The sequence below is a fragment of the Sporosarcina sp. G11-34 genome, assembly GCF_026931025.1.
The window spans coordinates 14,358-35,748 of the sequence record NZ_JAHNZW010000007.1 but is presented as its reverse complement, the minus strand read 5'-3'; the positions used below and the strand labels follow the sequence as shown (position 1 = coordinate 35,748).

Sequence of the window (21,391 nt, the reverse complement as noted above, 5' to 3'; positions counted from 1 at the left end):
TTATTCTTCTTCATCATCTTCTAATTCTTTTAGTTCCTCTTGTTTTTCTTCACTTTGAAGCTCTATAACTTTACCTTCAATCGCATTGACGAAGTAATCTTCAATCTCTTCGTCACTTAATTCTACACGAATGCGCCATGTCGGGGCAAACACTTGGTTTTTTGTCAGTTGAACAAGTGTCGAATAGCCTAGCGATACTTCGATAACTTTAGAATCTGGTTGTAAATAGTTTCGGTTATTTAACGTATTAATTGCTTGAAGTGGAGTAAGTAGATCCTTTTTCCGGTTAAAGCTTACAAATTTCCCAAACATGCGTTGCTCATAGCCCGTTACTTCCCCACTTTCATTCCAATGAATCCTTAACATTGCATTCCGATTAAAATAGATTGGACTTTTATTGACCATTTGAAAAAATAATGCTTCTTCTTTATCTTCATCAATATTCCAAAGCGTGTATTCCTCACCGTTCAAGACATACTTCAATAGAAACTCCCTGAGGTTATAATTTCCTTTGGAATCTTTAATTCTGACGGGTTTATCCATTTTCACCACGAGTTCAGTGTCATTTATTAAACTGACGAATTGATTTTCAAGACTGCTTATTTGTTCTTCCGTAATTGTCGCAACTTCGGATGACACATAATAGGCATCTTCATTGTAATCAGGTAACTCTACAACCTTAATATTATCCAATTTTAACGAGTCTTCAATAGACATTTTACCTAAAGTTTGAACGTTTAATGTTTCGTTATGGGCTTTTAAATAGACTGAGTATAGGAACACATTTAAAATTGAAAATAAGATGATGAAAATAGTCTTTGTTTTATTCCAATCCAATCTTTTCACCCCCTAATTCTTCGGGTGAATAACGGTTCCATTTTCCTTTTATCAAATAAAACCAAGACGGTTCTAAAACAAATAATCGTTCTTCTGCATCATGTTCTGTGTCATGTTTTAAAAAGTAACCTAACTCAATTGCTTCAACCGTGCTAAAATCAACAGTTTTTGACTCTATGAGCGCTTTTGCTACATCGACACCCGAAGGAAGCAATACTTTCAACGGTTCGAAATCGAATGTCAAATCAAGCATATAGTACGGACGCACATATCGAAAAACTTGATCAATTCCCCATGTTTGTTCAATTTCGGTTGAAGTCATCTCGCTATGAACGGGAAGATCATGGACAAATAATTGAAACTTGACTTTCCGTGACTTTGGGTCCATATAAGTAAATCGGTATTCATCCGTCCAGCCACCATGTTCATTGACAAAGTCTATCGTCTTTTTTAGTAATACGGAAGGAATTGCGCTATCTTTACTTTCGACTATCGGATGAACAAAGTTCAATACTTTCCTTTTCGAATCGATACTCATAATTGCGTGGTTATCTTGATATTCTTCACGAGTCGTTGTAATTTGTCCCCTGCGAACGGCATGCGGATCACTGAACAAAGCATCACGAAAACGCGATGGAAGTACTCCATCTTGATAGTATATGTTACGCACAATTTCAATCGGCTCAGTCGGTACCGCTATAAACGATGAATTTCCGGAATTGATTTCTTTGTAGTCTAGATAGTCCTTGGCCTCTGTAAGTACCGAACGATTAAAGTCTTGAAAATCATTAATCTTTACTTCTCCCGTGTATCGCATCCCTTTCATGCTACTTGTAAAGTGAACCTTCAATAATGGATCCCCGGGGCTCCATTCAACAGTCAGTCGATCAAACGTTGTTTCTGGATAATTGGAAGCTTCTTTATTTAGCACCATGTCGTAAACAGGAAGTGGAACTTCTCCATGGAAATATAAAGTAAAACGATTGATTTCATGGAAAAACTTGTTCACTTTAGTTCCCGAAAACTTTGAATCCGCCAAACCAATATTCGTTATTTCCCAGCTTTTTAAAGCTTCAACAATGCTACTCTTTTCCCGTAAGTCTGTTGTGCCTTTCAAGCCTTCCTTAAAATTAAATATTATTTTATACGGTTTAAGAACATCCTCAACATCTCTTTTATCTGCAATGGAAACATCAACTGTTGTAGCTTCTTCAATTGTTGGGTATTTTGGTGTGTACGTCCATATGGAAAATGATAGAGTAATACTCATAAAAACTAATAATATTAAAACCACTGATTTAACCGGTTCAATATACTTCAATCCCATTCACCATCCTCTTGAGGTTCGAATGGTAATGTGAAGAAAATAATAGTTCCTTTTCCTTCTTCACTTTCTGCCCATATTTCTCCCCCGTGCGCTTGTATCATTTCCCGGGCAATCGCCAAACCTAGTCCAGTCCCACCCATTGCACGTGATCTAGCCCGTTCAGCTCGGTAAAAACGATCGAAAATTCGTTTGACGTTTTCCATCGGTATACCCATACCATCATCCGAAATCATTACTTGAATGTATTTATCAAAAACAGTTACACCAAAATTGACTTCTCCTCCGTCTGGAGAATACTTTAGTGCATTCGAGATGATATTATCCAATACTTGGGTCATCTTGTCTGTATCAATTTCTACAAACAACTCCTCCGACGGTAAATGACGCCTAAAATGAACATTTCGCGATTTAGAAAACTCAAATCGATCAATAATCAAATTGAAAAAGTAATTAAATTCTGCCCACTCTTTGTTTAAATCATAATCTCTACTATCCATTCTTGACAATTTTAATAAATCATTGACAAGACGAATCATCCGTTCCGTTTCTGTTTGTGTCACATGTAAAAATGACGGGGCAATTTCAGAGTCTTTCCATGCACCATCAGCTAGTGCCTCTAAATAACTACGCATCGTCGTGAGTGGTGTTCGTAGCTCATGGGAAACATTCGATACAAATTCACGTCTCTCCATATCAATTTTTTCTTGTTCAGTATTGTCATGCAACACGGCTATCAAGCCGTTCACAAATCCCGTATTTTTTTGGGTAACAGAAAAACTTGCACGTAAAACATACGGACGTTCTCTCGTACTAAAATCGAGTACGAGTGAATCCTTCATTTCAGTGAGGTCTTCGAATGTGTATTCAGTTTCGACACCAAGAATCGCAGAAATAGGTCGATTCAACACCAAGTCTTGTGTCATTCGAAGCATAAGTAATGCAGCGTCATTAATAAGTATTACACGGCCTTTACGATCAGTGGCAATTACACCATCGGTCATATTTTCAAGCACGGATGCCAGTTTTCGCCGCTCTCCTTCTGTAGTAGCTTGTGACTCTTGGAGACGATTTGTGAGATGGTTGAACGCAATTGCAAGTTGACCAATTTCGTCATTTCCATACACACGGACTTTACCGGAAAAGTTTCCTCTCGCCATTGCTTGAGCTTGTCTTCGCATATCTGCTATCGGCCTGGTCATCGTCTGTGCAATAAATATTCCAATAATAATAGTGATCGTCAAAGAAATCGCTGTTCCGCCAGCGAGGATTTGGTTAATTTCATCCATCTGTTTGAATACTTTTTCTATGTTCGACTCAACATAGAGCGTTCCTATCACTTCTTCTCCGGAGATAATTGGAGCTGTAAGAACGAGTACACGTGTCCTAGTTCTTTGGTCGAGGTAAATATGCTCGTCAGGCGCTTCCGATGTGTTCGATCTTCTAATAATATCGTCCATCGACTTTTGTCCAACCATTGACTGGTTATCTAAAGATGTCGCAAGGACAAGGTTTTTAGAATTAATAACTCGAATTTCATTTATATCTCCCGGTGAAAAACCCGAAAGGACGGTTTCCAAACTCTTAATGAGCGAAGGATCATCTGCCGTTCTTTCTTTGATCATTTCTTCTCTTACGCTAAACTCAACTAAGTTCATGTGGTCGACAACGGACGTTGTAAAGTTTGTTTTTAATGTCTGCTCGAGCCCTTTGGCAAAATAGAGCCCAATGATTTGCATGGCCATTATAATTAACAACACATAAATTAGAACGAACTTAACATGAATAGATCGAAAAATACCGACTTTCTGCATGTTTTTTAGTCCTGTTCCGGATCTCTTAAGTAATAACCGACCCCGCGTCTTGTCACAATCCAAGTTGGATGACTTGGTGTATCTTCAATTTTTTCACGCAATCGTCTAATCGTCACATCAACCGTCCGCACGTCCCCGAAATAGTCGTAACCCCATACCGTTTGAAGGAGATGCTCCCTCGTCATTACTTGCCCGATATGTTTTGAAAGATAGTGAAGTAGTTCAAACTCACGATGTGTAAGTTCAATTGTTTCATCTCTTTTAAGTACCCGATATGCGTCGGGTTGTATAATTAAGTGACCAATTGTAATATCGTTCGTCTCGTTTTCTTCCTCTTCGGAAACCGATTTCATATGTCTGCGCAAGTTTGCTTTAACCCGTGCGATTAACTCCCTCGTCCCAAATGGTTTTGTCACATAGTCATCTGCCCCGAGTTCAAGTCCCAACACCTTATCAATCTCGGAGTCTTTAGCTGTTAGCATAATAATAGGGAAGTCGTATTTTTTCCTTACTTCACGACAGACTTCCATGCCATCTACTTTAGGCAGCATAATATCAAGAAGCATAATATCAGGCTTCACCTCTTCTACTTTTTCAAGCGCCTCTTCCCCGTCATAAGCACAATGAACGGTAAATCCTTCTTTTTTTAAATTAAATTCAAGAATATCTGCGATTGGCTTTTCATCATCTACAATTAAAACTATTTTATTTTGCATTATTTTTGTCCCTTCTCGCTTCGTTAGCGCACTGTTTGTATTCTTTTTACTTTATCATTCTTTGACACGATTCGCACGTTCTAGAATAGCCATTCCCTTTTGGATTTCCCGGGAAATAGGCTGTTATTTCCCAAATAAAAAAATGATACAACTTTCTGCACCCTTTAACTAACTGTTTATTTTAAGACACTCATTGGATTGACGAGCAATCCACTTTTACGTACTTCAAAATGAATATGAATACCCGTAGAACGTCCTGTCGTGCCCATTACCCCTATAGTGGCGCCTTGTGCTACTGTTTGTCCTAATTCAACGTTTGTCGATTCTAAATGTGCATACAGCGTTTCATATCCGTTGTTGTGGCTAATGTAATCTGTGCTGTAGGTTCTTTAACAATCTTTTCTTCTATTCCCGTCTTCCCAAGAACTTGACTATTTTGTTTCCGAATCCGTTCGGTTATAATGGTATGTTTTAGGCTGACATTCCGGACGATAGGGTGGACATCCAGCGAAAACAATGATATTCCGGGCACGTACTTTGATCAAAACAAAAGATGCCCCATTAGCCGAATTTTATCGGTTTGATGGGGCATTCCAGTTCTTAGTATGCAGGCGCTTCGTGTTGACTCCAGTCAACGTTAACGAATTTGTTATATTCCTTTGCGAATGCTAGCGTTACAGTACCTGTTGGACCGTTACGCTGTTTCGCGATAATTATTTCAATCATATTTTCATTTTCAGTTTCTTTATCGTAATAGTCTTCACGGTAAAGGAAAGAAACGATATCGGCATCTTGCTCAATACTCCCCGATTCCCTGAGGTCGGACATCATTGGGCGCTTGTCTTGTCGTTGCTCAACGCCACGTGATAGCTGTGAAAGAGCGATAACGGGAACTTTAAGCTCCCTTGCAAGTCCTTTTAGTGAGCGCGAGATTTCCGATACTTCTTGCTGACGGTTATCAGCAGATCCCGCGTTCCCTTGAATTAGCTGTAAATAATCAATAATAATCATGCCTAATCCATGCTCTTTTTGAAGACGACGACATTTCGAACGAATTTCACCTACTCGAATACCTGAGGCATCATCTATGAAAATGCCGGCATTCGAAAGGCTACCCATCGCCATTGTCAATTTACGCCAATCCTCGGCTTGAAGTGCACCCGTTCTAAGCACTTGTGCGTCAATATTCCCTTCGGCACAAAGCATCCGCATAACGAGTTGCTCCGCCCCCATCTCCAAACTAAAGATGGCCACATTTTCATCCGTTTTTGTTGCCACGTTTTGTGCAATGTTCAACGCAAACGCTGTTTTACCAACGGAAGGACGTGCCGCAACAATAATAAGGTCGTTCGGTTGGAAGCCGGCAGTAATCTTATCTAAATCTCGGAAACCTGTCGGAATACCCGTTACATCACCTTTTTGCGTATGGAGAAGTTCGATATTATCATAAGTTTGAACAAGGACGTCTTTAATATGTCTGAAGTCACCGGCATTTTTCCGGCTTGCAACTTCCATCATCTTCTTCTCTGCTTCTGATAGAAGAGATTCTACTTCGTCCTCTCGTGTATATCCATCTTCGACAATCGTCGTTGCGACACGGATAAGGCGACGAAGAAGTGCTTTCTCTTCAACAATATGGGCGTAGTGCGCAATGTTTGCCGCAGTCGGAACAGAATTGGAAATTTCACTTAAATATGAAATCCCGCCAACGTCTTCTAGCTCATTCTTAGCAGAAAGTTCTTCCGTGACAGTAACAATGTCAATCGGCTGACTTCTTTCACTCAGTAAAATCATTGTGTTAAATATTTTTTCATGTGCTGTTCTATAAAAATCCTCAGGGATAAGAACTTCTGCTGCCGTAATTAGCGCTTGTGGCTCAAGAAAAATTGCTCCAATAACCGACTGCTCAGCTTCATTATTATGGGGTGGGATCCGATCATTCATTTGGTTCATAATTCAGTCGCTCCCATTACTTTTCCTCAGTTACGTGTACTTTAAGTGTTGCAGTGACTTCAGGATGGATTTTAATTGGAATATTTGTGTAACCAAGCGCGCGAATAGCGTCGGGTAATTCCATTTTACGTCGATCTACTTTAATGCCATTTATTTTGTTTAGTTCATCCGCAATTTGTTTTGTCGTAATTGAACCAAACAACCGGCCGTCTTCTCCCGATTTTGCTTTCATTTCGACAGTAACTTTTTCAACTTGCTCTTTTAATACGATTGCTTCTTGAAGTTCCTCAGCGGCATTTTTTTCGACCCGCTTTTGCTGGCCTTGTAGTTTACTTAAATTAGCAGGTGTCGCCTCAACAGCCATTTTGTTTTTCAATAAAAAGTTTTGTGCATACCCAACAGATACATCCTTCACGTCACCTTTATTACCTTTACCTTTAACGTCTTGCAAAAATATTACTTTCATTATGAATTTCCCCTCTCCATCATCATATCTAATCTTGATTTTAACATTTCTTCGGCTTCTTTTACTGTTTTTGCTTCTATTTGGCAAGCCGCGTTTGTTAAATGTCCGCCGCCACCGAGTTCTTCCATAACAAGTTGGACATTCAATTCACCAAGCGAACGTGCACTTATTCCAATTTTTCCATCCGCACGCCCCGCAATAACAAATGATGCAGCGACATCTTTCATGGACAACAATATATCAGCGGTTTGGGCAATAAGGACAGAGTTATAAGCAACGTTTTCTTTACCTTTGGCAATTGCAATCCCAGAGTCGGTTAGCTCAACCGTTTCGATTAACTTGGCCCGTTCAACATATGTTGCAATATCTTCTGTTAATAAACGTTGAACAAGTACTGTATCCGCACTGTTTGTTCTAAGGAATGAAGCCGCCTCAAATGTTCGTGCACCCGTACGAAGTGTAAAGCTTTTCGTATCCACTATAATACCAGCTAGAAGTGCCGTGGACTCGAGCATTGTAAGCTTTTCATGTTTCGGCTGATATTCAAGCAGTTCTGTAACAAGTTCCGCGGTTGACGAAGCATAGGGCTCCATGTAAACGAGCATCGTATTGTTAATGAACTCTTCGCCTCTTCTATGATGATCAATAACTACAACTTTTTCTGTCTTGTTAAGTATTCGATCATCGATTACCATACTCGGTTTATGTGTATCAACAACAATTACAAGTGATTGCTCAGTCAACATCGATAATACCGTGTCAGGATCAATAAACTGGTTATACAAATCGGTGTCTTGCTTAATTTCATGCATTAGCCTCGTTACACTGCCGTCTAGCTCATCAGGCTTTACAACAACATAACCTTCTACATTATTCATACGTGCCATCTTCCGAACACCGATAGCCGCTCCTATCGAATCCATATCCGGAACTTTATGTCCCATTATGAATACTTTGTCGCTATCCCGAATTAAATCACGAAGTGCATGTGAAATAACTCGTGCACGTACTCGAGTTCTTTTTTCCACCGGGTTTGTTTTTCCGCCGTAAAACTTCACTTTACCATCAAATTGTTTAATCGCTACTTGGTCGCCCCCACGCCCTAGAACGAGATCAAGACTAGACTGTGCCAGTTCACCCAGTTCAATAAGGGAAGTCGATCCAGTACCAACACCAATACTAAGCGTAAGCGCTCTACCTTGCTTCGCTGTTTCTTCACGGATAGCATCCAAGATTGAAAATCTATTTTTTTCTAATTTACTTAAAGTCACTTCGTTAAAAACAGCTAAAAAGCGATCTGATGCAATTCGCTTAACGTAAATACCGTTTTCTATTCCCCAACTATTAACGAGAGACGTAACGAGTGAATTCAATTGGCTTCTTTTTTGATCATCCATCGCCTGTGCAAATTCATCGTAGTTATCGACGAGAATGATTCCTAGAACCGTGCGATCCGCATAATACAAATTCTCAATCTTAGTCTTCTCCGTTGTATCAAATAAATAAAGCAACTTTTCCTCAGCCTTGTACAAAACTTTAAAAGAACGTTCTCCTACAAGCACTATTTTATCTTCTGTGTCGCTTTTCACGACAGAATAAAATTGTTCACTCAAGCTAAACAAATCTCGTCCAATGAGAGTATCCATTCCAAAAGCTTGTGATACATACGGGTTTGCCCATTCAATCACATTGCTATCATTTATGAGAACTATTCCAATTGGCAACTGAAGAAGTGCTTCTTCGCCCACTTTCTTCATCCGATATGAAAGTGTTTCAATATGCTTGTCTGTTTCAACAAACGTTCTCTCTTCAATCTTCCATGCAAAACCTAGAGCAATGGCAAATAGGACAAAGAAAAGAAGACCTACCCAAAACTGACTCATGAGTAATATTACCCCGGCTATCGCGCCGAGAAGCGACAATACCGTTAGTGGATAGCGTATTGCCCTTTTCCTGAAAAAGGACGTCATTGTCATCATCTCCTTTACTTCGCTTTGTTTTTCCCAATCCAAGCCCGAACATTAAGCCCAGTGTCTAGCACGCCGAGTAAAACTGTAATAGGATAGAGCGGAAATGCAAAAAGGGTTAGTATGACAATCGCCCATTTCGGTAATTTCATTTCTTTCAAAGAATAATTTATAAAAGAAACGCCTTGTAAGAAAAACATGAATCTAAGTATTATAGAGGCGTTTGTATATATTAAAAATGAGGTTGTACCTATTTTCATTTCAAAAAATAGTCCCCAAAGCATTACAACTAAATAATACCACACTGTAATAAGTGGTAACTTCATATCTTGAAATGGTGGGAAGCTCTTTACATCATTCCCAAGTCTTTTTACAATCAGTAAATTAAGGGAAACAAATATGAAAGCTAAGATGAATGTAAAAATTATAAATGTTGACGGGAACGATATTTCAGTAAGTGTTAGTGAAGCTCCTAATTGTTCTTCAAAACCTTCCGGAAGTTCACCCGATTTTTCAAAGAAAGTAATCACTTGTTTTTGAGATGCACGTGCCCCATCCATTATTGCATCTATAAAGTTCACTTTAAATACTACAATAGCTGCAACATAGCTCGTGATTGTTAGTATAAGAAGCGTAGTTCCAGTAGCCATAAATGTATATAGTTTTGACTTTTTCGTTGCAATGGTATCTCCAATAATCAATCCTAATAATCCATAAAGAAATCCAAATGGAATAAGGACTATCCCTCCGACAAACATCGACAAGACGATTCCTGTCATCATAACAAATATCGAGGCAGTTCTGTTGTATTTAATTCTATAAAGAATGATTGGCAGCGGAATGAAGAACATCGCAAGGGCTCCTATTAACGGTACGTATAACGAAACCGCTAGTAAGACAACAAACAATCCAATCATCATCGCACCATATGTAACTTTTCTAGCCTTTTCTTCTTCCATAATATAAATTCCTCCGGTTACTCAATGTTCCACAAATCACTTTCTAAAATATCGATTGGCAGGCAGTTGTTCAATCAATTTTAATTGTATCATGATTTCCAGATATAGACCAAAAAAGGAACGTATATTCCCACTGAAAAAAAGACCACCTTTTAACCGAATATCCGGTTTAGAGGTGGTCAGAACAATTGATATTATCTTTCTTCCGAGCTAAACGGAAGTAGTGCCATGATGCGTGAACGCTTGATTGCAAGCGTCAATTTACGCTGATACTTCGCGCTTGTACCAGTTACACGACGAGGCAAGATTTTCCCACGCTCAGAAATGAATTTCTTAAGCAGGTCAGTATCTTTATAGTCGATGTGTGTAATGTTGTTTGAGTTAAAATAACAGACTTTACGGCGTCTTTTACCTCCACGACGTGGTGCCATAATGTTTTCCTCCTTTTTTAAGTAAGGACGTTAGATTATCAGAACGGCAGGTCATCGTCCGATACAGTTACCGGACCTCCACCTGTCGAAAATGGATCATCGTCAGTACGAGTATAATTTTGTTGGTTTGGTTGGTAATTCGATTGTTGATTCGGTTGTTGTTGGAACTGTTGTTGGAACTGTTGCTGCTCTTGTTGTTGCGGTGGAGCATCATAAGACGGTGCACCATTGTTTGGTGCTCCAGATCTTTCGGTAGTTGCACTGCGCGGTTCAAGGAACTGTACGCTATCTGCCACGACTTCCGTCATGAAAACGCGATTGCCATCCTTACCATCGAAGCTGCTCGTTTGAATACGCCCTTCGACTCCAGTAAGGCTACCTTTCCTTAAAAAGTTCGCTGTGTTCTCTGCCTGTTTTCTCCACGTTACACAGTTGACAAAGTCTGCCTCACGTTGACCTTGTTGGTTCGTGAACGCTCTGTTTACAGCTAATGTAAAGCGAGTAACCGCTACACCACTTTGTGTATACTTGAGTTCAGGGTCTTTCGTCAGACGGCCAACTAAAACGACACGATTAATCATCGGAATTCAACCTCCCTCATGATCTATATTGATTAAGCATCAACGCGAATAACCATATGACGAATGATATTCTCGTTAATGTTTGCAAGACGTGTAAATTCGTCAAGTGCTTCTGCAGTTGCGTTAGCAGTTACCAATTGGTAAAAACCTTCACGTAAATCGTCGATTTCGTAAGCTAAGCGGCGTTTTCCCCACTCTTTCGACTCGATGATTTCTGCACCTTTAGAAGTAATCGCTTCGTCAAAACGTTCGATCAAAGCTTTTTTCGCTTCGTCTTCAATTGACGGGCGCATGATGTACATAATTTCATATTTTCTCATCTTTAGTCACCTCCTTATGGACTTGGGCCTGCTGTTGACAGCGGGCAAGGAGCAAGTAATTCTATTACTCACATCTACACATTCTATCACAGGATATTATGAATTTCAACCTTTTACCTTGTATACTTATTAACAGAGGTGATTATTTTGAATGAACTTCCGGAACCTGACAAAGTAATCGATATCGATTTGCCAGTTGTTGCAAAAAAAGGGCTTTATATTACAGGTCTAGCACTTATCATTTTGCTAGTCATTCATTTTGTATTGGAAAAAGGGATGTACATTCGCCTAAGTTTTATTTCAATTTTACTTTTTATAGTTGGCTATGTACTTCTAATTGTTTTACACGAACTTTTTCATCTGCTTGGATTCCGCCTTTTTGCAGGCGTGCCCTGGAGAAAAATGGTCGTTGGTGTCAATCTAAAACTGGGTATTGCTTACGCAACGACCGATGAACTCATGTCGAACAAAGAAATAAGAAAAGCGCTGCTTCTTCCATTTTGGATGACTGGTATCCTTCCCGCGCTTATCGGGCTTTATATTGGAAGCGGTGTTGTAATCGTTTTATCTGCTTTACTTATTGGCGGTGCAGTCGGTGATTTCGTGATGTACAAAGAATTAAAAAAACTGCCTGATAATTGGTTCATAAAAGATGATCCTGAGTTACCAAGACTTTACGTATTCTCACCAAAAAAAACTGCTTAAAGTCGATATCGACTTTAAGCAGTTTTCTTATCTTTATACGTTAAAGCGGAATAGAATGACATCGCCGTCTTGAACGAGGTATTCCTTTCCTTCTTGACGCACTTTCCCAGACTCTTTTGCAGCTACCATTGAGCCCGCTTCTACTAAATCGGCATATGCAACTGTTTCTGCACGGATGAAGCCACGTTCGAAGTCCGTATGGATAATTGCCGCACATTGAGGTGCCTTCATCCCTTTACGGAACGTCCAAGCACGTACTTCTTGTACTCCGGCTGTAAAGTATGTTGCATATCCAAGTAATGAATACGTTGCTTTGATAAGTAAATCAAGTCCTGATTCCTGAATACCAAGCTCCTCGAGGAACATTTCTTTATCCTCATCATCGAGTTCAGCCATTTCTTCTTCAATCCTTGCACAAACAACAATAACTTCAGCGTTATCCTGTTTCGCAAATTCACGAACTTTATTAACATACTCATTATTTTCTGTATCTGCAATTTCATCTTCAGCTACGTTTGCCACGTAAAGCATTGGTTTAATCGTTAGCAAGTGCATACCCTTAATCAATTCAAGTTCATCTTCTGACAATTCAACAGAACGTGCCGGCAATTCATTCTCAAATGCCTCTTTTAGTTTCGTCAAAATAGGTGCTTCCACAATTGCATCCGGGTCTTTTTGTCTAAGCATTTTCGTGACACGATCTAAACGCTTGTCTACGCTTTCCATATCCGCAAGAATCAATTCAAGGTTAATCACTTCAATATCGTTAATCGGATCTACTTTTCCAGCGACATGTGTAATGTTCTCGTCTACAAAACAACGAACAACTTGACAGATTGCGTCAACTTCACGGATATGAGATAAGAACTTATTCCCAAGTCCTTCACCTTTGCTGGCCCCTTCAACAATTCCCGCGATGTCCGTAAATTCAAAAGCAGTCGGCACTGTTTTCTTTGGTTCGACAAGCTCTGTTAATTTCTCAAGTCTTTCATCGGGTACTTCTACGATTCCAACGTTCGGATCAATTGTACAGAACGGATAGTTCGCCGCCTCTGCCCCCGCTTTTGTAATTGCATTAAATAATGTTGACTTTCCAACGTTTGGAAGTCCAACGATTCCTGCTGTTAAAGACATTACTCCACTACCTTTCATCTATATAGAACATTCATTTAATCGCTTTGGTAACTCTTTTATTATAGGGATAACAGTTCTAGATGTCCATTTTATCCTTCAGCTTCGGCTTTTACGATTACCTTTTTCATCTTCTTTGTAAATTGATTGCGCGGAATCATAACACTATGGCCGCAACCTTCGCATTTGATTCGAATGTCGGCGCCCATACGAATGACTTTCCACGCATTTGTTCCACAAGGATGTTGCTTTTTCATCTCAACGACGTCGTTAAGACCGAATTCCTTATCATTCATATCTGTTAACCTCCTTCTTTTCGTTGATAAGTAACCATTTTAGGGTATGGGATTTCAATCCCGTGCGCATCTAGAAACAACTTTAAATCTTTACGAAACTTCCTGGCGAATGCCCATTGCATAACCGGCTGTGTTTCTGCCGTCACACGTAACACTACTTCAGATGCAGATAAGTCTTGAATCCCGATTAATGTTGGCTGAGAAATAAGTTCTTCATACCCAACTGATAAATCCGCTAGAAATTGCTCGATAAGCTCTTCCGCGCGTTCAATATCTGTTTCATATGCGATTCGGATATCTACAATTGCTAACGAATTATTAATTGAGTAATTCACAACTTCGGATATATCCCCATTAGGGATAATATAAATTTCTCCTCCATAGGCACTTACCTTCGTTGTTCGTAATCCAATTTCTTCTACAGTACCGACAGCATTACCTATTTGTACATAATCCCCTACAGAAAATTGGTCTTCAAAAATAATGAAAAAACCCGAAATAACATCTTTCACTAAACTTTGTGCACCGAATCCAACTGCTAATCCAAGTACACCGGCCCCTGCGAGAAGTCCAGCAACCTTAATATCGACTGCCTCAAGCACCGCAATAATTGCCGCAAAATAGACGACATAAGTAAGCGCATTTTCTAATAGCTTAATCAATGTTTTTTCACGTCGTTCTGAAGGACGTAATCGTGTTTTTAACTTTATTGTAAATACTCTTCTAATTATTGATTTTCCCACACTAACAACAATGACAGCAAGTAGAATAATTACGAGTATTTTAAAAAACACCATTCCTATTGATAGCCATGTTTCTTGATTGAATAAAAACTTTTCTACTTTCGCTGCACTTTTTGCGAACTCTGTTACTACTTTTTCACTTTCAGTAGAACTCATCATTTTTCTCCTTCCGTATAAATAAAACTTCCTAGGCATATACTTCTTAGTAAAAAGGAATGGAGTTTTGTCATGAAAGCTGCTCCTTCATCAACGTATAATTATCGGGTTCACTTCAAAGAAACAGATGCGATCCGGAAGTTAAGTACTTTACTTCTTAAACACATTCCATTCAACTCTTCCAATCTTATCTTTTTTTGTATCGGGACAGATCGCTCTACCGGCGACTCCTTCGGACCATTGACAGGTTCACGCCTTTTGGAATTACAAACTTTCCCTTATACTGTCATCGGAACGTTGGAGAGTCCACTACACGCACTTAACTTACAACAACAAATAGACGAAACAACAGAATTGAATCCCGCCGCTTATATTATTGCAATCGATGCTTGTCTCGGAAAAAGTAGTTCTATCGGACAACTTCTTTTTCACGAAGGACCCATTCAACCGGGTAAAGCAGTGGGCAAAAAATTACCTTCTGTTGGCAACGTTTCAATTAAAGGCATTGTTAATATCGCCGGTTTTATGGAACACGCTGTATTACAAAGCACCAGGTTGCATCTTCCCTTTGAAATGAGTCGCACCCTTGCCCTTGCACTTCAACTGGCATCCAATCGATCCCAATCACAGTGCATAAACAACTCCTACGACAATACTTACAATGAGAATACCGGGAATTAAATTGGCAACCCTTATTTTAGTCAAACCAATCAAATTCAAACCAATTGCCACTATCATAAGTCCACCCGTTGCCGTCATTTCAGCTATAAAGAACTCCAATAACGCATCCGGAATAAATCGACTCATTTGAGTAGCAAAAAGTGTAATAACCGTTTGATATAGAAACACCGGTATTGCTGCGAAAATAACACCTATACCGAGCGTTGAACTTAAAATAATGGAAGCAAACCCATCAATAATACCTTTCATAATAAGTACATCATGATCATTTCGAAGCCCACTATCAATTGCACCAATTATTGCCATAGAACCTACAACAAAAATAAGCGTTGCAGTTACAAAACCTTGTGCAATACTTGGTCCTTCCCTACGCGCTGGCAGTTTGCTTTCGATCCATTCTCCAAGTTTATTTACTTTAGCGTCGAGATCTACCCATTCTCCAATCACTGCGCCGAACACAATGCTAACAATAACAATAAGTATTTGTGTACTTTCAAATGTCATTTGAATACCAATTACAGTGACTGCCAAACCAATTCCGTACATAACGGTTTCTTTCATACGTTCCGGTATATTATGTAAAAAACGACCAATTATAGTTCCAATAATAATTAACAACGTATTAACGATTGTGCCAAACAAAATCATAGATTCACATCCGCCCGTTAAAAATAATACCTATTTTGCAAGTACGCAAAATAGGTATTGATTTATTCATTCAATAATTCAAGGATTCGTTCTAAATCCTCTTCAGAGAAAAACTCTATTTCTATTTTCCCTTTATTCTTACTTTTACTAATAGTCACACTTGTCCCAAAGTAATCTCTAAGATTCGATTCATGTTCTGCTATAAATATATCTTTCTTCTTCGCTTTTGTTTCACGTGGAACATCTTCATTCATCTTTTGGACAAGCTTTTCAAGTTGGCGAACGTTTAATCCTTCTTTTAATACATGTTCTGCGACAGGGAAAATCTGTTCTTTTTTTTGTAAACCGAGTAAGGTGCGTCCATGTCCCATCGACAAAGTACCTTCCATAATATAAAGTCGGACTTTTTCCGGAAGGGAAAGCAATCTGATGTGGTTAGCTATATGGGATCTACTTTTACCTAGTCGGAATGCAAGTTGTTCTTGTGTAATTTTTAAATTCTCCATGAGGTTTTGATAAGCTTCTGCTTCTTCAATTGGAGTAAGGTCTTCTCTTTGCAAGTTTTCAAGGATAGCGAATTCCATCGTTTCTTCATCGGTAAGATTTCGAACAACTGCTGAAATCTCCTTGAGGCCTGCTAGTTTTGCTGCACGAAATCGTCTTTCACCAACGACAATTTCATAAGTCATCCCTTTTTTTCGAAGTATGATAGGTTGGAGAATACCGTGTTCTTTAATCGAATTACTTAATTCAATGATTGCATTTTCATCGAATATCTTTCTTGGCTGGTACGGATTTACTTTTATACTTTTTACATTAATGTTTTCCACCGACTCCGCTTTGGAGAGTGACTCTCCCGGAAATAAAGCACTCAACCCTTTTCCAAGGCCTTTAGCCATTGTGTACCACTTCCTTTGCTAACTCTAAATATGCCTCTGCACCACGTGATTTAGCATCATAAGTAATAATTGGTTCTCCGTGACTCGGTGCTTCACCTAATCGAACGTTTCTAGGTATAATTGTTCCGTATACTTTATCTTGAAAGTACTTTTTCACTTCTTCAATTACTTGAATGCCTAAATTAGTTCGTGCATCAAACATCGTTAACAGTACGCCTTCAATCATCAAATCTTCGTTTAAATGTTTTTGAACGAGCCTTATCGTACTTAATAATTGACTTAATCCTTCAAGTGCATAATATTCACACTGGACTGGAATAAGTATCGCATCAGATGCTGTAAGTGCATTAATTGTGAGTAAACCAAGTGACGGCGGGCAGTCAATAATCACATAGTCATACATACCTTTTGTTTCTTGTATTGCATGTTTCATCCGTACTTCTCTTGATATAGTCGACACAAGTTCAATTTCTGCACCAGCCAATGAAATTGTAGCGGGAACAATATCAAGGTTTTCTATTTTCGTTGATAAAATTACATCTTTTATATCTTTATCGTCTATTAAAACATCGTAAATACACATATGTGCATCACCTTTATTGACACCTACCCCACTCGTTGCATTTCCTTGTGGATCACTATCTATCAAAAGAACTTTTTTGCCTAAATGAGCAAGGCAAGCACTCAAGTTTACCGATGTCGTCGTTTTACCGACCCCGCCCTTTTGGTTGGCAATTGCTATAATTCTACCCACGCTTGCACCTGCTTTCATACATCTAAAATGTAATCATACATTCTATTCGTCTACTTTCTATTTTAGCAAATTAAGTGGACGTTGTGTGAATAACCATATAGACAAAAAACTCTTGCCGTTTTCTCGCAAAAGTTTCTCTACTTTTTCTTCGGAATCTTTACAGTAATTATGTAAAAATCCTCAGAATCCTCTTCTTCTGTATTTAAATCCATTCCACTTTTCGTTACCAATGCTAATGATTGTCGTATTGTATTTACTGCAATTCGAACATCTCTACTAACCGACTTTCTTTTTGCAGTTTGCTTTTTTACTACTTCTTCTTTTGGATTTAAAACTTCTTGTATTCGTTTTTCTAATTGTTTTACATTCAGTTGTTCTTCGATAGCATTTTTAAAAACTATAAGTTGTAAATCGGAATCCTTTATAGAAATTAATGCCCTTGCGTGTCTCTCCGATAATTCTTTTGTCATCACAGCATTTTTTATTTCATCGGGTAGTTTCAGTAAACGTAGTTTATTTGCAACTGTTGACTGACCTTTTCCTAATCTCTGTGCTAACGCTTCCTGTGTTAATGAATGAAGTTCAAGTAACTTCTCATAAGCATATGCTTCTTCAATAGCGGTTAACTCTTCGCGCTGCAAGTTTTCTATAAGTGCAATAGATGCCGTTTCTTTATCATCAAGGTCACGAATAATTGCAGGTACTTCAGTCCATCCAAGTGTTTTAATGGCTCGGTATCTACGTTCCCCTGCAATTATTTCATATCTGTTTCCTTCTACTGGTCGAATAACAATTGGTTGAATGACGCCGTGTGTATGAATTGTTCTTGCCAGTTCTTCGATTTTTTCTTCAGAAAAAATTGATCGCGGTTGATATTTATTCGGCGTTATCAACTCGATTTTTACTTGTTCAATTTGTTCATGATGCTTTCCTTCAACGATTTCTTCCAATGCATCAGCTTTTTCTCCACTACCAAAAAAACGTGAAAAAGGACTTTTCATTCTCGGCACCACCTTTTCAAAACTACTCCTGTTGCATATAATTTATATATATAAGTTGAATTAAATATTCTGCCCCGAAAAAAGTCCAATGATGATCGCTTTATCGGGCCGTTGATTTCCGTTTCAAGCGGATGCTTTCCGCTACAATTAACTAGGTGTTACATTTTTTAGTTCAACCTATATAGTTATTTATACATTCAATTTATAAAAATCCCTCTTGATTTGATTCGGCATAATTATAGTATACCCTTTATAATTTGTTCCACGTGAAACGTATTATTATTGAATAGGAGTCTTATTTGGTATTCCTGGTTTACGTGGATACTTTTTAGGCGTGCTTTTAGTTTTTTCAAAAATGCTAATATTCCGTTCACTATTCTCTTTAGGTAAATTAAAAGAATGTTCCTCTTTAAGCGTGGCACCAAGAACCGAGAGTGCTTTAACTGCATCTGCTAGTTCGTCTTCGGCTGCCGCACCTTTCATTGATATAAACAATCCACCCTTTTTAACGAGAGGTACACAAAGTTCCGCAAGAACAGAAAGTCTTGCAACCGCTCTCGCAGTAACAAAGTCAAACTTTTCACGGTAGGCAGGGTTTTGTCCAAAGTCTTCCGCCCTCGCATGAACGAAATGAACGTTTTCAAGTTTAAGTTCACTCGCCAAATGTTCTAAAAATCCAATTCGTTTATTAAGCGAATCTACAATAGTCACTTCGAGGTTAGGAAAACAAATTTTCAATGGAATACTTGGAAATCCTGCTCCTGCTCCTACATCACATATTGTTTTTCTTTCACTAAAATTATTGAAAAATGCTGCGGATATAGAGTCATAAAAATGTTTCAAATAAACAGAAGGTCCATCTGTGATCGCTGTTAGATTCATTTTTTCGTTCCACTCGACAAGTGTTTCATAATACGTATTGAATTGGGATTGTTGAAAGGAGTCCAATTCAATTCCTTTTTGCTTCAATGCTTCAAAAAATTGTTCTTCGTTCATCGTATTTCCTCCCCCTATTAAGAAAAGCACAAGTACTTTGGTAAACCCATTAGATATCTAATAAAAACTGACGCAGAAAAGAATCCACATCAGTTTATAAATTAGCTAGTCACTTTAGCAATTCTTCCATGTTCGATGTAAACAAGCAAAATGGATATATCGGCTGGGTTAACACCTGGCATACGTGAAGCTTGTGCAATTGAAAGTGGTCTTACTTTCTTTAATGTTACTTTTGCTTCATTCGCAATTCCTGAAATCGCGTCGTAATCAATATTGTCTGGTATCTTTTTGTCTTCCATCTTCTTCATTCTTTCAACTTGTTGCATCGATTTCTCGATATAACCTTCGTATTTTATACGTATTTCAACTTGCTCTTGTACTTCTTCTGATAATTGTTGTTCAGGAGGAACGATTCTTCCAATCTGTTTGTAAGTAATTTCAGGGCGTTTTAAAAGGTTTGCCGCCTTCATCGGTTCTTTCAGTTCAGACCCTTTCGTTTCGCGCATAATTTCATGGACATGTTCTTCAGGTTTTACCGTTATTTTGCGAAGCCTTACTACTTCATCTTCTATTTGTTGTTTTTTTATCGTGTAAGCTGCATATCTTTCTTCACTTATGAGACCCAATCCGTAGCCAATTTCAGTTAGACGTAAATCAGCATTGTCATGTCGAAGCAAGAGGCGATATTCTGCACGTGATGTAAGTAATCTGTATGGCTCACTTGTCCCTTTTGTAACAAGATCATCTATTAACACTCCGATGTATCCATCCGCACGTCCAAGCACCAATTCTTCTTTACCGAGCGCGCGCGCTGCGGCATTAATACCAGCCATTAGTCCTTGTCCCGCGGCCTCTTCATAGCCGGATGTTCCATTCAATTGACCTGCCGTATAAAGATTACGAATCTTTTTCGTTTCAAGTGTTGGCTTTAGTTGTGTCGGTACAATTGAATCATATTCAATTGCATATCCAGCACGCATCATTTCAGCTTTTTCTAGTCCCGGCACACTTTCAATAAGTTGCTTTTGAACATGTTCAGGTAAACTTGTGGAGAGCCCTTGAACATAAACCTCATTCGTATTACGTCCTTCAGGTTCCAAGAAAATTTGATGGCGCGATTTATCGTTAAAACGGACGATTTTATCTTCAATTGACGGACAATAACTCGGTGATGCACTTTTTATTTCCCCCGAATACATCGGTGACAAATGGAGGTTCTCGTTAATAAGCTCATGCGTTCGCGGAGAAGTATACGTCAGCCAGCAAGGTAATTGATCCATAATAAATTCTGTCGTTTCATAGCTAAATGCTCGTGGTACATCATCGCCCGGTTGAATTTCTGTTTGACTATAGTCAATCGTTTTGCTATTAATACGCGGTGGTGTTCCTGTTTTAAAGCGGACCATATCGAAGCCAAGCTCACGTAGACTGTCTGCAAGTTTAATGGATGGCATCTGATTATTTGGTCCACTGGAATATCTAATATCTCCAATAATAATTTCCCCACGTAAAAATGTCCCTGTCGTAACGAGGACTGTCTTTGCACGATATACTGCGCCTATTTGTGTAATAAGGCCTTTTACTTCACCGTCTTCTATAATAAGTTCTTCAACCGCCGCTTGACGAAGTGTTAAGTTTTCTGTTTCTTCAAGAATTCTTTTCATTTCCTGTTGGTAAAGAACTTTGTCCAATTGTGCGCGAAGTGCGCGAACAGCTGGACCTTTTCCTGTATTCAACATGCGCATTTGGATATGCGTTTTGTCAATTACTTTTCCCATAGCGCCGCCAAGAGCGTCAATTTCTCTTACAACGATTCCTTTAGCTGGACCGCCAATTGATGGATTACATGGCATAAAAGCAACCATATCTATATTTAATGTTAAAACCAATGTCGATGCACCCATTCGGGCAGCAGCTAAAGCTGCTTCCACACCGGCGTGGCCGGCTCCGATGACTATACAATCGAACGTGCCTGCTTCAAATTTTGGCATGTTCATATCCTTCTTTCTATAA

General features: G+C 38.9%; 24 protein-coding genes. 2 read left to right on the top strand and 22 right to left on the bottom strand.

What is annotated here, in order from left to right; all coding sequences use genetic code 11:
- The 13 genes from KSU66_RS11235 to rpsF form a co-directional block, all read right to left on the bottom strand.
- Complete coding sequence (locus tag KSU66_RS11235; RefSeq protein ID WP_269051555.1) at positions 1 to 837, bottom strand: two-component system regulatory protein YycI; 837 nt, start codon at positions 835 to 837, stop codon at positions 1 to 3.
- Positions 824 to 2,164 (bottom strand): YycH family regulatory protein, encoded by a 1,341-nt coding sequence (locus tag KSU66_RS11230; protein ID WP_269051554.1) that lies wholly within the window; start codon positions 2,162 to 2,164, stop codon positions 824 to 826. Before KSU66_RS11230 ends, KSU66_RS11235 begins: the two co-directional genes overlap by 14 nt.
- Positions 2,155 to 3,975: a cell wall metabolism sensor histidine kinase WalK gene (gene walK / locus KSU66_RS11225; protein ID WP_269051553.1), complete on the bottom strand. Its 1,821-nt coding sequence runs from the start codon at positions 3,973 to 3,975 to the stop codon at positions 2,155 to 2,157. The genes KSU66_RS11230 and walK overlap by 10 nt, the downstream gene beginning before the upstream one ends.
- Positions 3,976 to 3,980: 5 nt before the next feature.
- On the bottom strand, positions 3,981 to 4,691 hold the full coding sequence (gene yycF, locus KSU66_RS11220) for a response regulator YycF (RefSeq protein WP_269051552.1): 711 nt from the start codon (positions 4,689 to 4,691) through the stop codon (positions 3,981 to 3,983).
- A gap of 176 nt (positions 4,692 to 4,867) precedes the next feature.
- Positions 4,868 to 5,032, bottom strand: coding sequence for a M23 family metallopeptidase (locus tag KSU66_RS11215; RefSeq protein WP_329958816.1), 165 nt, complete (start codon positions 5,030 to 5,032; stop codon positions 4,868 to 4,870).
- Positions 5,017 to 5,223, bottom strand: coding sequence for a hypothetical protein (locus KSU66_RS11210; protein ID WP_269051551.1), 207 nt, complete (start codon positions 5,221 to 5,223; stop codon positions 5,017 to 5,019). The genes KSU66_RS11215 and KSU66_RS11210 overlap by 16 nt, the downstream gene beginning before the upstream one ends.
- 68 nt (positions 5,224 to 5,291) lie before the next feature.
- Positions 5,292 to 6,644: a replicative DNA helicase gene (dnaB, locus tag KSU66_RS11205; RefSeq protein ID WP_269051550.1), complete on the bottom strand. Its 1,353-nt coding sequence runs from the start codon at positions 6,642 to 6,644 to the stop codon at positions 5,292 to 5,294.
- A gap of 16 nt (positions 6,645 to 6,660) precedes the next feature.
- Positions 6,661 to 7,110, bottom strand: coding sequence for a 50S ribosomal protein L9 (rplI, locus tag KSU66_RS11200; protein WP_269051549.1), 450 nt, complete (start codon positions 7,108 to 7,110; stop codon positions 6,661 to 6,663).
- Positions 7,110 to 9,080, bottom strand: a complete 1,971-nt coding sequence (locus tag KSU66_RS11195) for a DHH family phosphoesterase (protein ID WP_269051548.1) — start codon at positions 9,078 to 9,080, stop codon at positions 7,110 to 7,112. Before KSU66_RS11195 ends, rplI begins: the two co-directional genes overlap by 1 nt.
- A gap of 14 nt (positions 9,081 to 9,094) precedes the next feature.
- A complete protein-coding gene (locus KSU66_RS11190) occupies positions 9,095 to 10,036 on the bottom strand; it encodes a YybS family protein (RefSeq protein ID WP_269051547.1) in 942 nt (313 codons plus the stop codon).
- A gap of 194 nt (positions 10,037 to 10,230) precedes the next feature.
- Complete coding sequence (gene rpsR, locus KSU66_RS11185) at positions 10,231 to 10,467, bottom strand: 30S ribosomal protein S18 (RefSeq protein ID WP_269051546.1); 237 nt, start codon at positions 10,465 to 10,467, stop codon at positions 10,231 to 10,233.
- Between the two features lie 38 nt (positions 10,468 to 10,505).
- Positions 10,506 to 11,048: a single-stranded DNA-binding protein gene (ssb, locus tag KSU66_RS11180; protein WP_269051545.1), complete on the bottom strand. Its 543-nt coding sequence runs from the start codon at positions 11,046 to 11,048 to the stop codon at positions 10,506 to 10,508.
- Between the two features lie 32 nt (positions 11,049 to 11,080).
- Positions 11,081 to 11,368: a 30S ribosomal protein S6 gene (gene rpsF / locus KSU66_RS11175; RefSeq protein ID WP_269051544.1), complete on the bottom strand. Its 288-nt coding sequence runs from the start codon at positions 11,366 to 11,368 to the stop codon at positions 11,081 to 11,083.
- A gap of 147 nt (positions 11,369 to 11,515) precedes the next feature.
- On the opposite strand from rpsF, the gene KSU66_RS11170 reads away from it, so the two are divergent.
- Positions 11,516 to 12,073, top strand: coding sequence for a DUF3267 domain-containing protein (locus tag KSU66_RS11170; protein WP_269051543.1), 558 nt, complete (start codon positions 11,516 to 11,518; stop codon positions 12,071 to 12,073).
- 33 nt (positions 12,074 to 12,106) lie between these two features.
- On the opposite strand, the gene ychF is transcribed toward KSU66_RS11170, so the two are convergent.
- From ychF to KSU66_RS11155, 3 genes are all read right to left on the bottom strand, one after another.
- The gene (gene ychF / locus KSU66_RS11165) at positions 12,107 to 13,207 is read right to left on the bottom strand and encodes a redox-regulated ATPase YchF (RefSeq protein WP_269051542.1); all 1,101 of its coding nucleotides are present in this window, start codon (positions 13,205 to 13,207) and stop codon (positions 12,107 to 12,109) included.
- An 89-nt stretch (positions 13,208 to 13,296) separates the two neighbouring features.
- Positions 13,297 to 13,500 (bottom strand): DUF951 domain-containing protein, encoded by a 204-nt coding sequence (locus tag KSU66_RS11160; RefSeq protein WP_269051541.1) that lies wholly within the window; start codon positions 13,498 to 13,500, stop codon positions 13,297 to 13,299.
- Between the two features lie 5 nt (positions 13,501 to 13,505).
- A complete protein-coding gene (locus tag KSU66_RS11155) occupies positions 13,506 to 14,399 on the bottom strand; it encodes a mechanosensitive ion channel family protein (protein WP_269051540.1) in 894 nt (297 codons plus the stop codon).
- Between the two features lie 72 nt (positions 14,400 to 14,471).
- Between KSU66_RS11155 and yyaC the strand changes: the two genes are divergently transcribed.
- On the top strand, positions 14,472 to 15,080 hold the full coding sequence (gene yyaC, locus KSU66_RS11150) for a spore protease YyaC (RefSeq protein WP_269051539.1): 609 nt from the start codon (positions 14,472 to 14,474) through the stop codon (positions 15,078 to 15,080).
- Here yyaC and KSU66_RS11145 read toward each other — a convergent pair.
- The 6 genes from KSU66_RS11145 to mnmG form a co-directional block, all read right to left on the bottom strand.
- Positions 15,024 to 15,728 carry a DUF554 domain-containing protein gene (locus tag KSU66_RS11145; RefSeq protein WP_269051538.1) on the bottom strand — a complete coding sequence of 235 codons (705 nt, stop codon included), beginning with the start codon at positions 15,726 to 15,728 and terminating at the stop codon, positions 15,024 to 15,026. The genes yyaC and KSU66_RS11145 overlap by 57 nt on opposite strands.
- Before the next feature lie 62 nt (positions 15,729 to 15,790).
- On the bottom strand, positions 15,791 to 16,627 hold the full coding sequence (locus tag KSU66_RS11140; protein ID WP_269051537.1) for a ParB/RepB/Spo0J family partition protein: 837 nt from the start codon (positions 16,625 to 16,627) through the stop codon (positions 15,791 to 15,793).
- On the bottom strand, positions 16,620 to 17,381 hold the full coding sequence (locus KSU66_RS11135; protein WP_269051536.1) for a ParA family protein: 762 nt from the start codon (positions 17,379 to 17,381) through the stop codon (positions 16,620 to 16,622). Before KSU66_RS11135 ends, KSU66_RS11140 begins: the two co-directional genes overlap by 8 nt.
- Positions 17,382 to 17,518: 137 nt before the next feature.
- Complete coding sequence (gene noc, locus KSU66_RS11130; RefSeq protein WP_269051535.1) at positions 17,519 to 18,382, bottom strand: nucleoid occlusion protein; 864 nt, start codon at positions 18,380 to 18,382, stop codon at positions 17,519 to 17,521.
- A gap of 279 nt (positions 18,383 to 18,661) precedes the next feature.
- On the bottom strand, positions 18,662 to 19,378 hold the full coding sequence (gene rsmG, locus KSU66_RS11125) for a 16S rRNA (guanine(527)-N(7))-methyltransferase RsmG (RefSeq protein ID WP_269051534.1): 717 nt from the start codon (positions 19,376 to 19,378) through the stop codon (positions 18,662 to 18,664).
- A gap of 101 nt (positions 19,379 to 19,479) precedes the next feature.
- A complete protein-coding gene (gene mnmG, locus KSU66_RS11120; protein WP_269051533.1) occupies positions 19,480 to 21,369 on the bottom strand; it encodes a tRNA uridine-5-carboxymethylaminomethyl(34) synthesis enzyme MnmG in 1,890 nt (629 codons plus the stop codon).
- Between the last annotated feature and the right edge of the window lie 22 nt (positions 21,370 to 21,391).

Coding starts and splice junctions, on each gene's coding strand:
- KSU66_RS11230 (WP_269051554.1), bottom strand. CDS start 2,164: ATGGGATTGAAGTATATTGAACCGGTTAAATCAGTGGTTTTAATATTA.
- walK (WP_269051553.1), bottom strand. CDS start 3,975: ATGCAGAAAGTCGGTATTTTTCGATCTATTCATGTTAAGTTCGTTCTA.
- yycF (WP_269051552.1), bottom strand. CDS start 4,691: ATGCAAAATAAAATAGTTTTAATTGTAGATGATGAAAAGCCAATCGCA.
- dnaB (WP_269051550.1), bottom strand. CDS start 6,644: ATGAACCAAATGAATGATCGGATCCCACCCCATAATAATGAAGCTGAG.
- rplI (WP_269051549.1), bottom strand. CDS start 7,110: ATGAAAGTAATATTTTTGCAAGACGTTAAAGGTAAAGGTAATAAAGGT.
- KSU66_RS11195 (WP_269051548.1), bottom strand. CDS start 9,080: ATGACGTCCTTTTTCAGGAAAAGGGCAATACGCTATCCACTAACGGTA.
- KSU66_RS11190 (WP_269051547.1), bottom strand. CDS start 10,036: ATGGAAGAAGAAAAGGCTAGAAAAGTTACATATGGTGCGATGATGATT.
- rpsR (WP_269051546.1), bottom strand. CDS start 10,467: ATGGCACCACGTCGTGGAGGTAAAAGACGCCGTAAAGTCTGTTATTTT.
- ssb (WP_269051545.1), bottom strand. CDS start 11,048: ATGATTAATCGTGTCGTTTTAGTTGGCCGTCTGACGAAAGACCCTGAA.
- rpsF (WP_269051544.1), bottom strand. CDS start 11,368: ATGAGAAAATATGAAATTATGTACATCATGCGCCCGTCAATTGAAGAC.
- ychF (WP_269051542.1), bottom strand. CDS start 13,207: ATGTCTTTAACAGCAGGAATCGTTGGACTTCCAAACGTTGGAAAGTCA.
- KSU66_RS11160 (WP_269051541.1), bottom strand. CDS start 13,500: ATGAATGATAAGGAATTCGGTCTTAACGACGTCGTTGAGATGAAAAAG.
- KSU66_RS11155 (WP_269051540.1), bottom strand. CDS start 14,399: ATGAGTTCTACTGAAAGTGAAAAAGTAGTAACAGAGTTCGCAAAAAGT.
- yyaC (WP_269051539.1), top strand. CDS start 14,472: ATGAAAGCTGCTCCTTCATCAACGTATAATTATCGGGTTCACTTCAAA.
- KSU66_RS11145 (WP_269051538.1), bottom strand. CDS start 15,728: ATGATTTTGTTTGGCACAATCGTTAATACGTTGTTAATTATTATTGGA.
- KSU66_RS11140 (WP_269051537.1), bottom strand. CDS start 16,627: ATGGCTAAAGGCCTTGGAAAAGGGTTGAGTGCTTTATTTCCGGGAGAG.
- noc (WP_269051535.1), bottom strand. CDS start 18,382: ATGAAAAGTCCTTTTTCACGTTTTTTTGGTAGTGGAGAAAAAGCTGAT.
- rsmG (WP_269051534.1), bottom strand. CDS start 19,378: ATGAACGAAGAACAATTTTTTGAAGCATTGAAGCAAAAAGGAATTGAA.
- mnmG (WP_269051533.1), bottom strand. CDS start 21,369: ATGCCAAAATTTGAAGCAGGCACGTTCGATTGTATAGTCATCGGAGCC.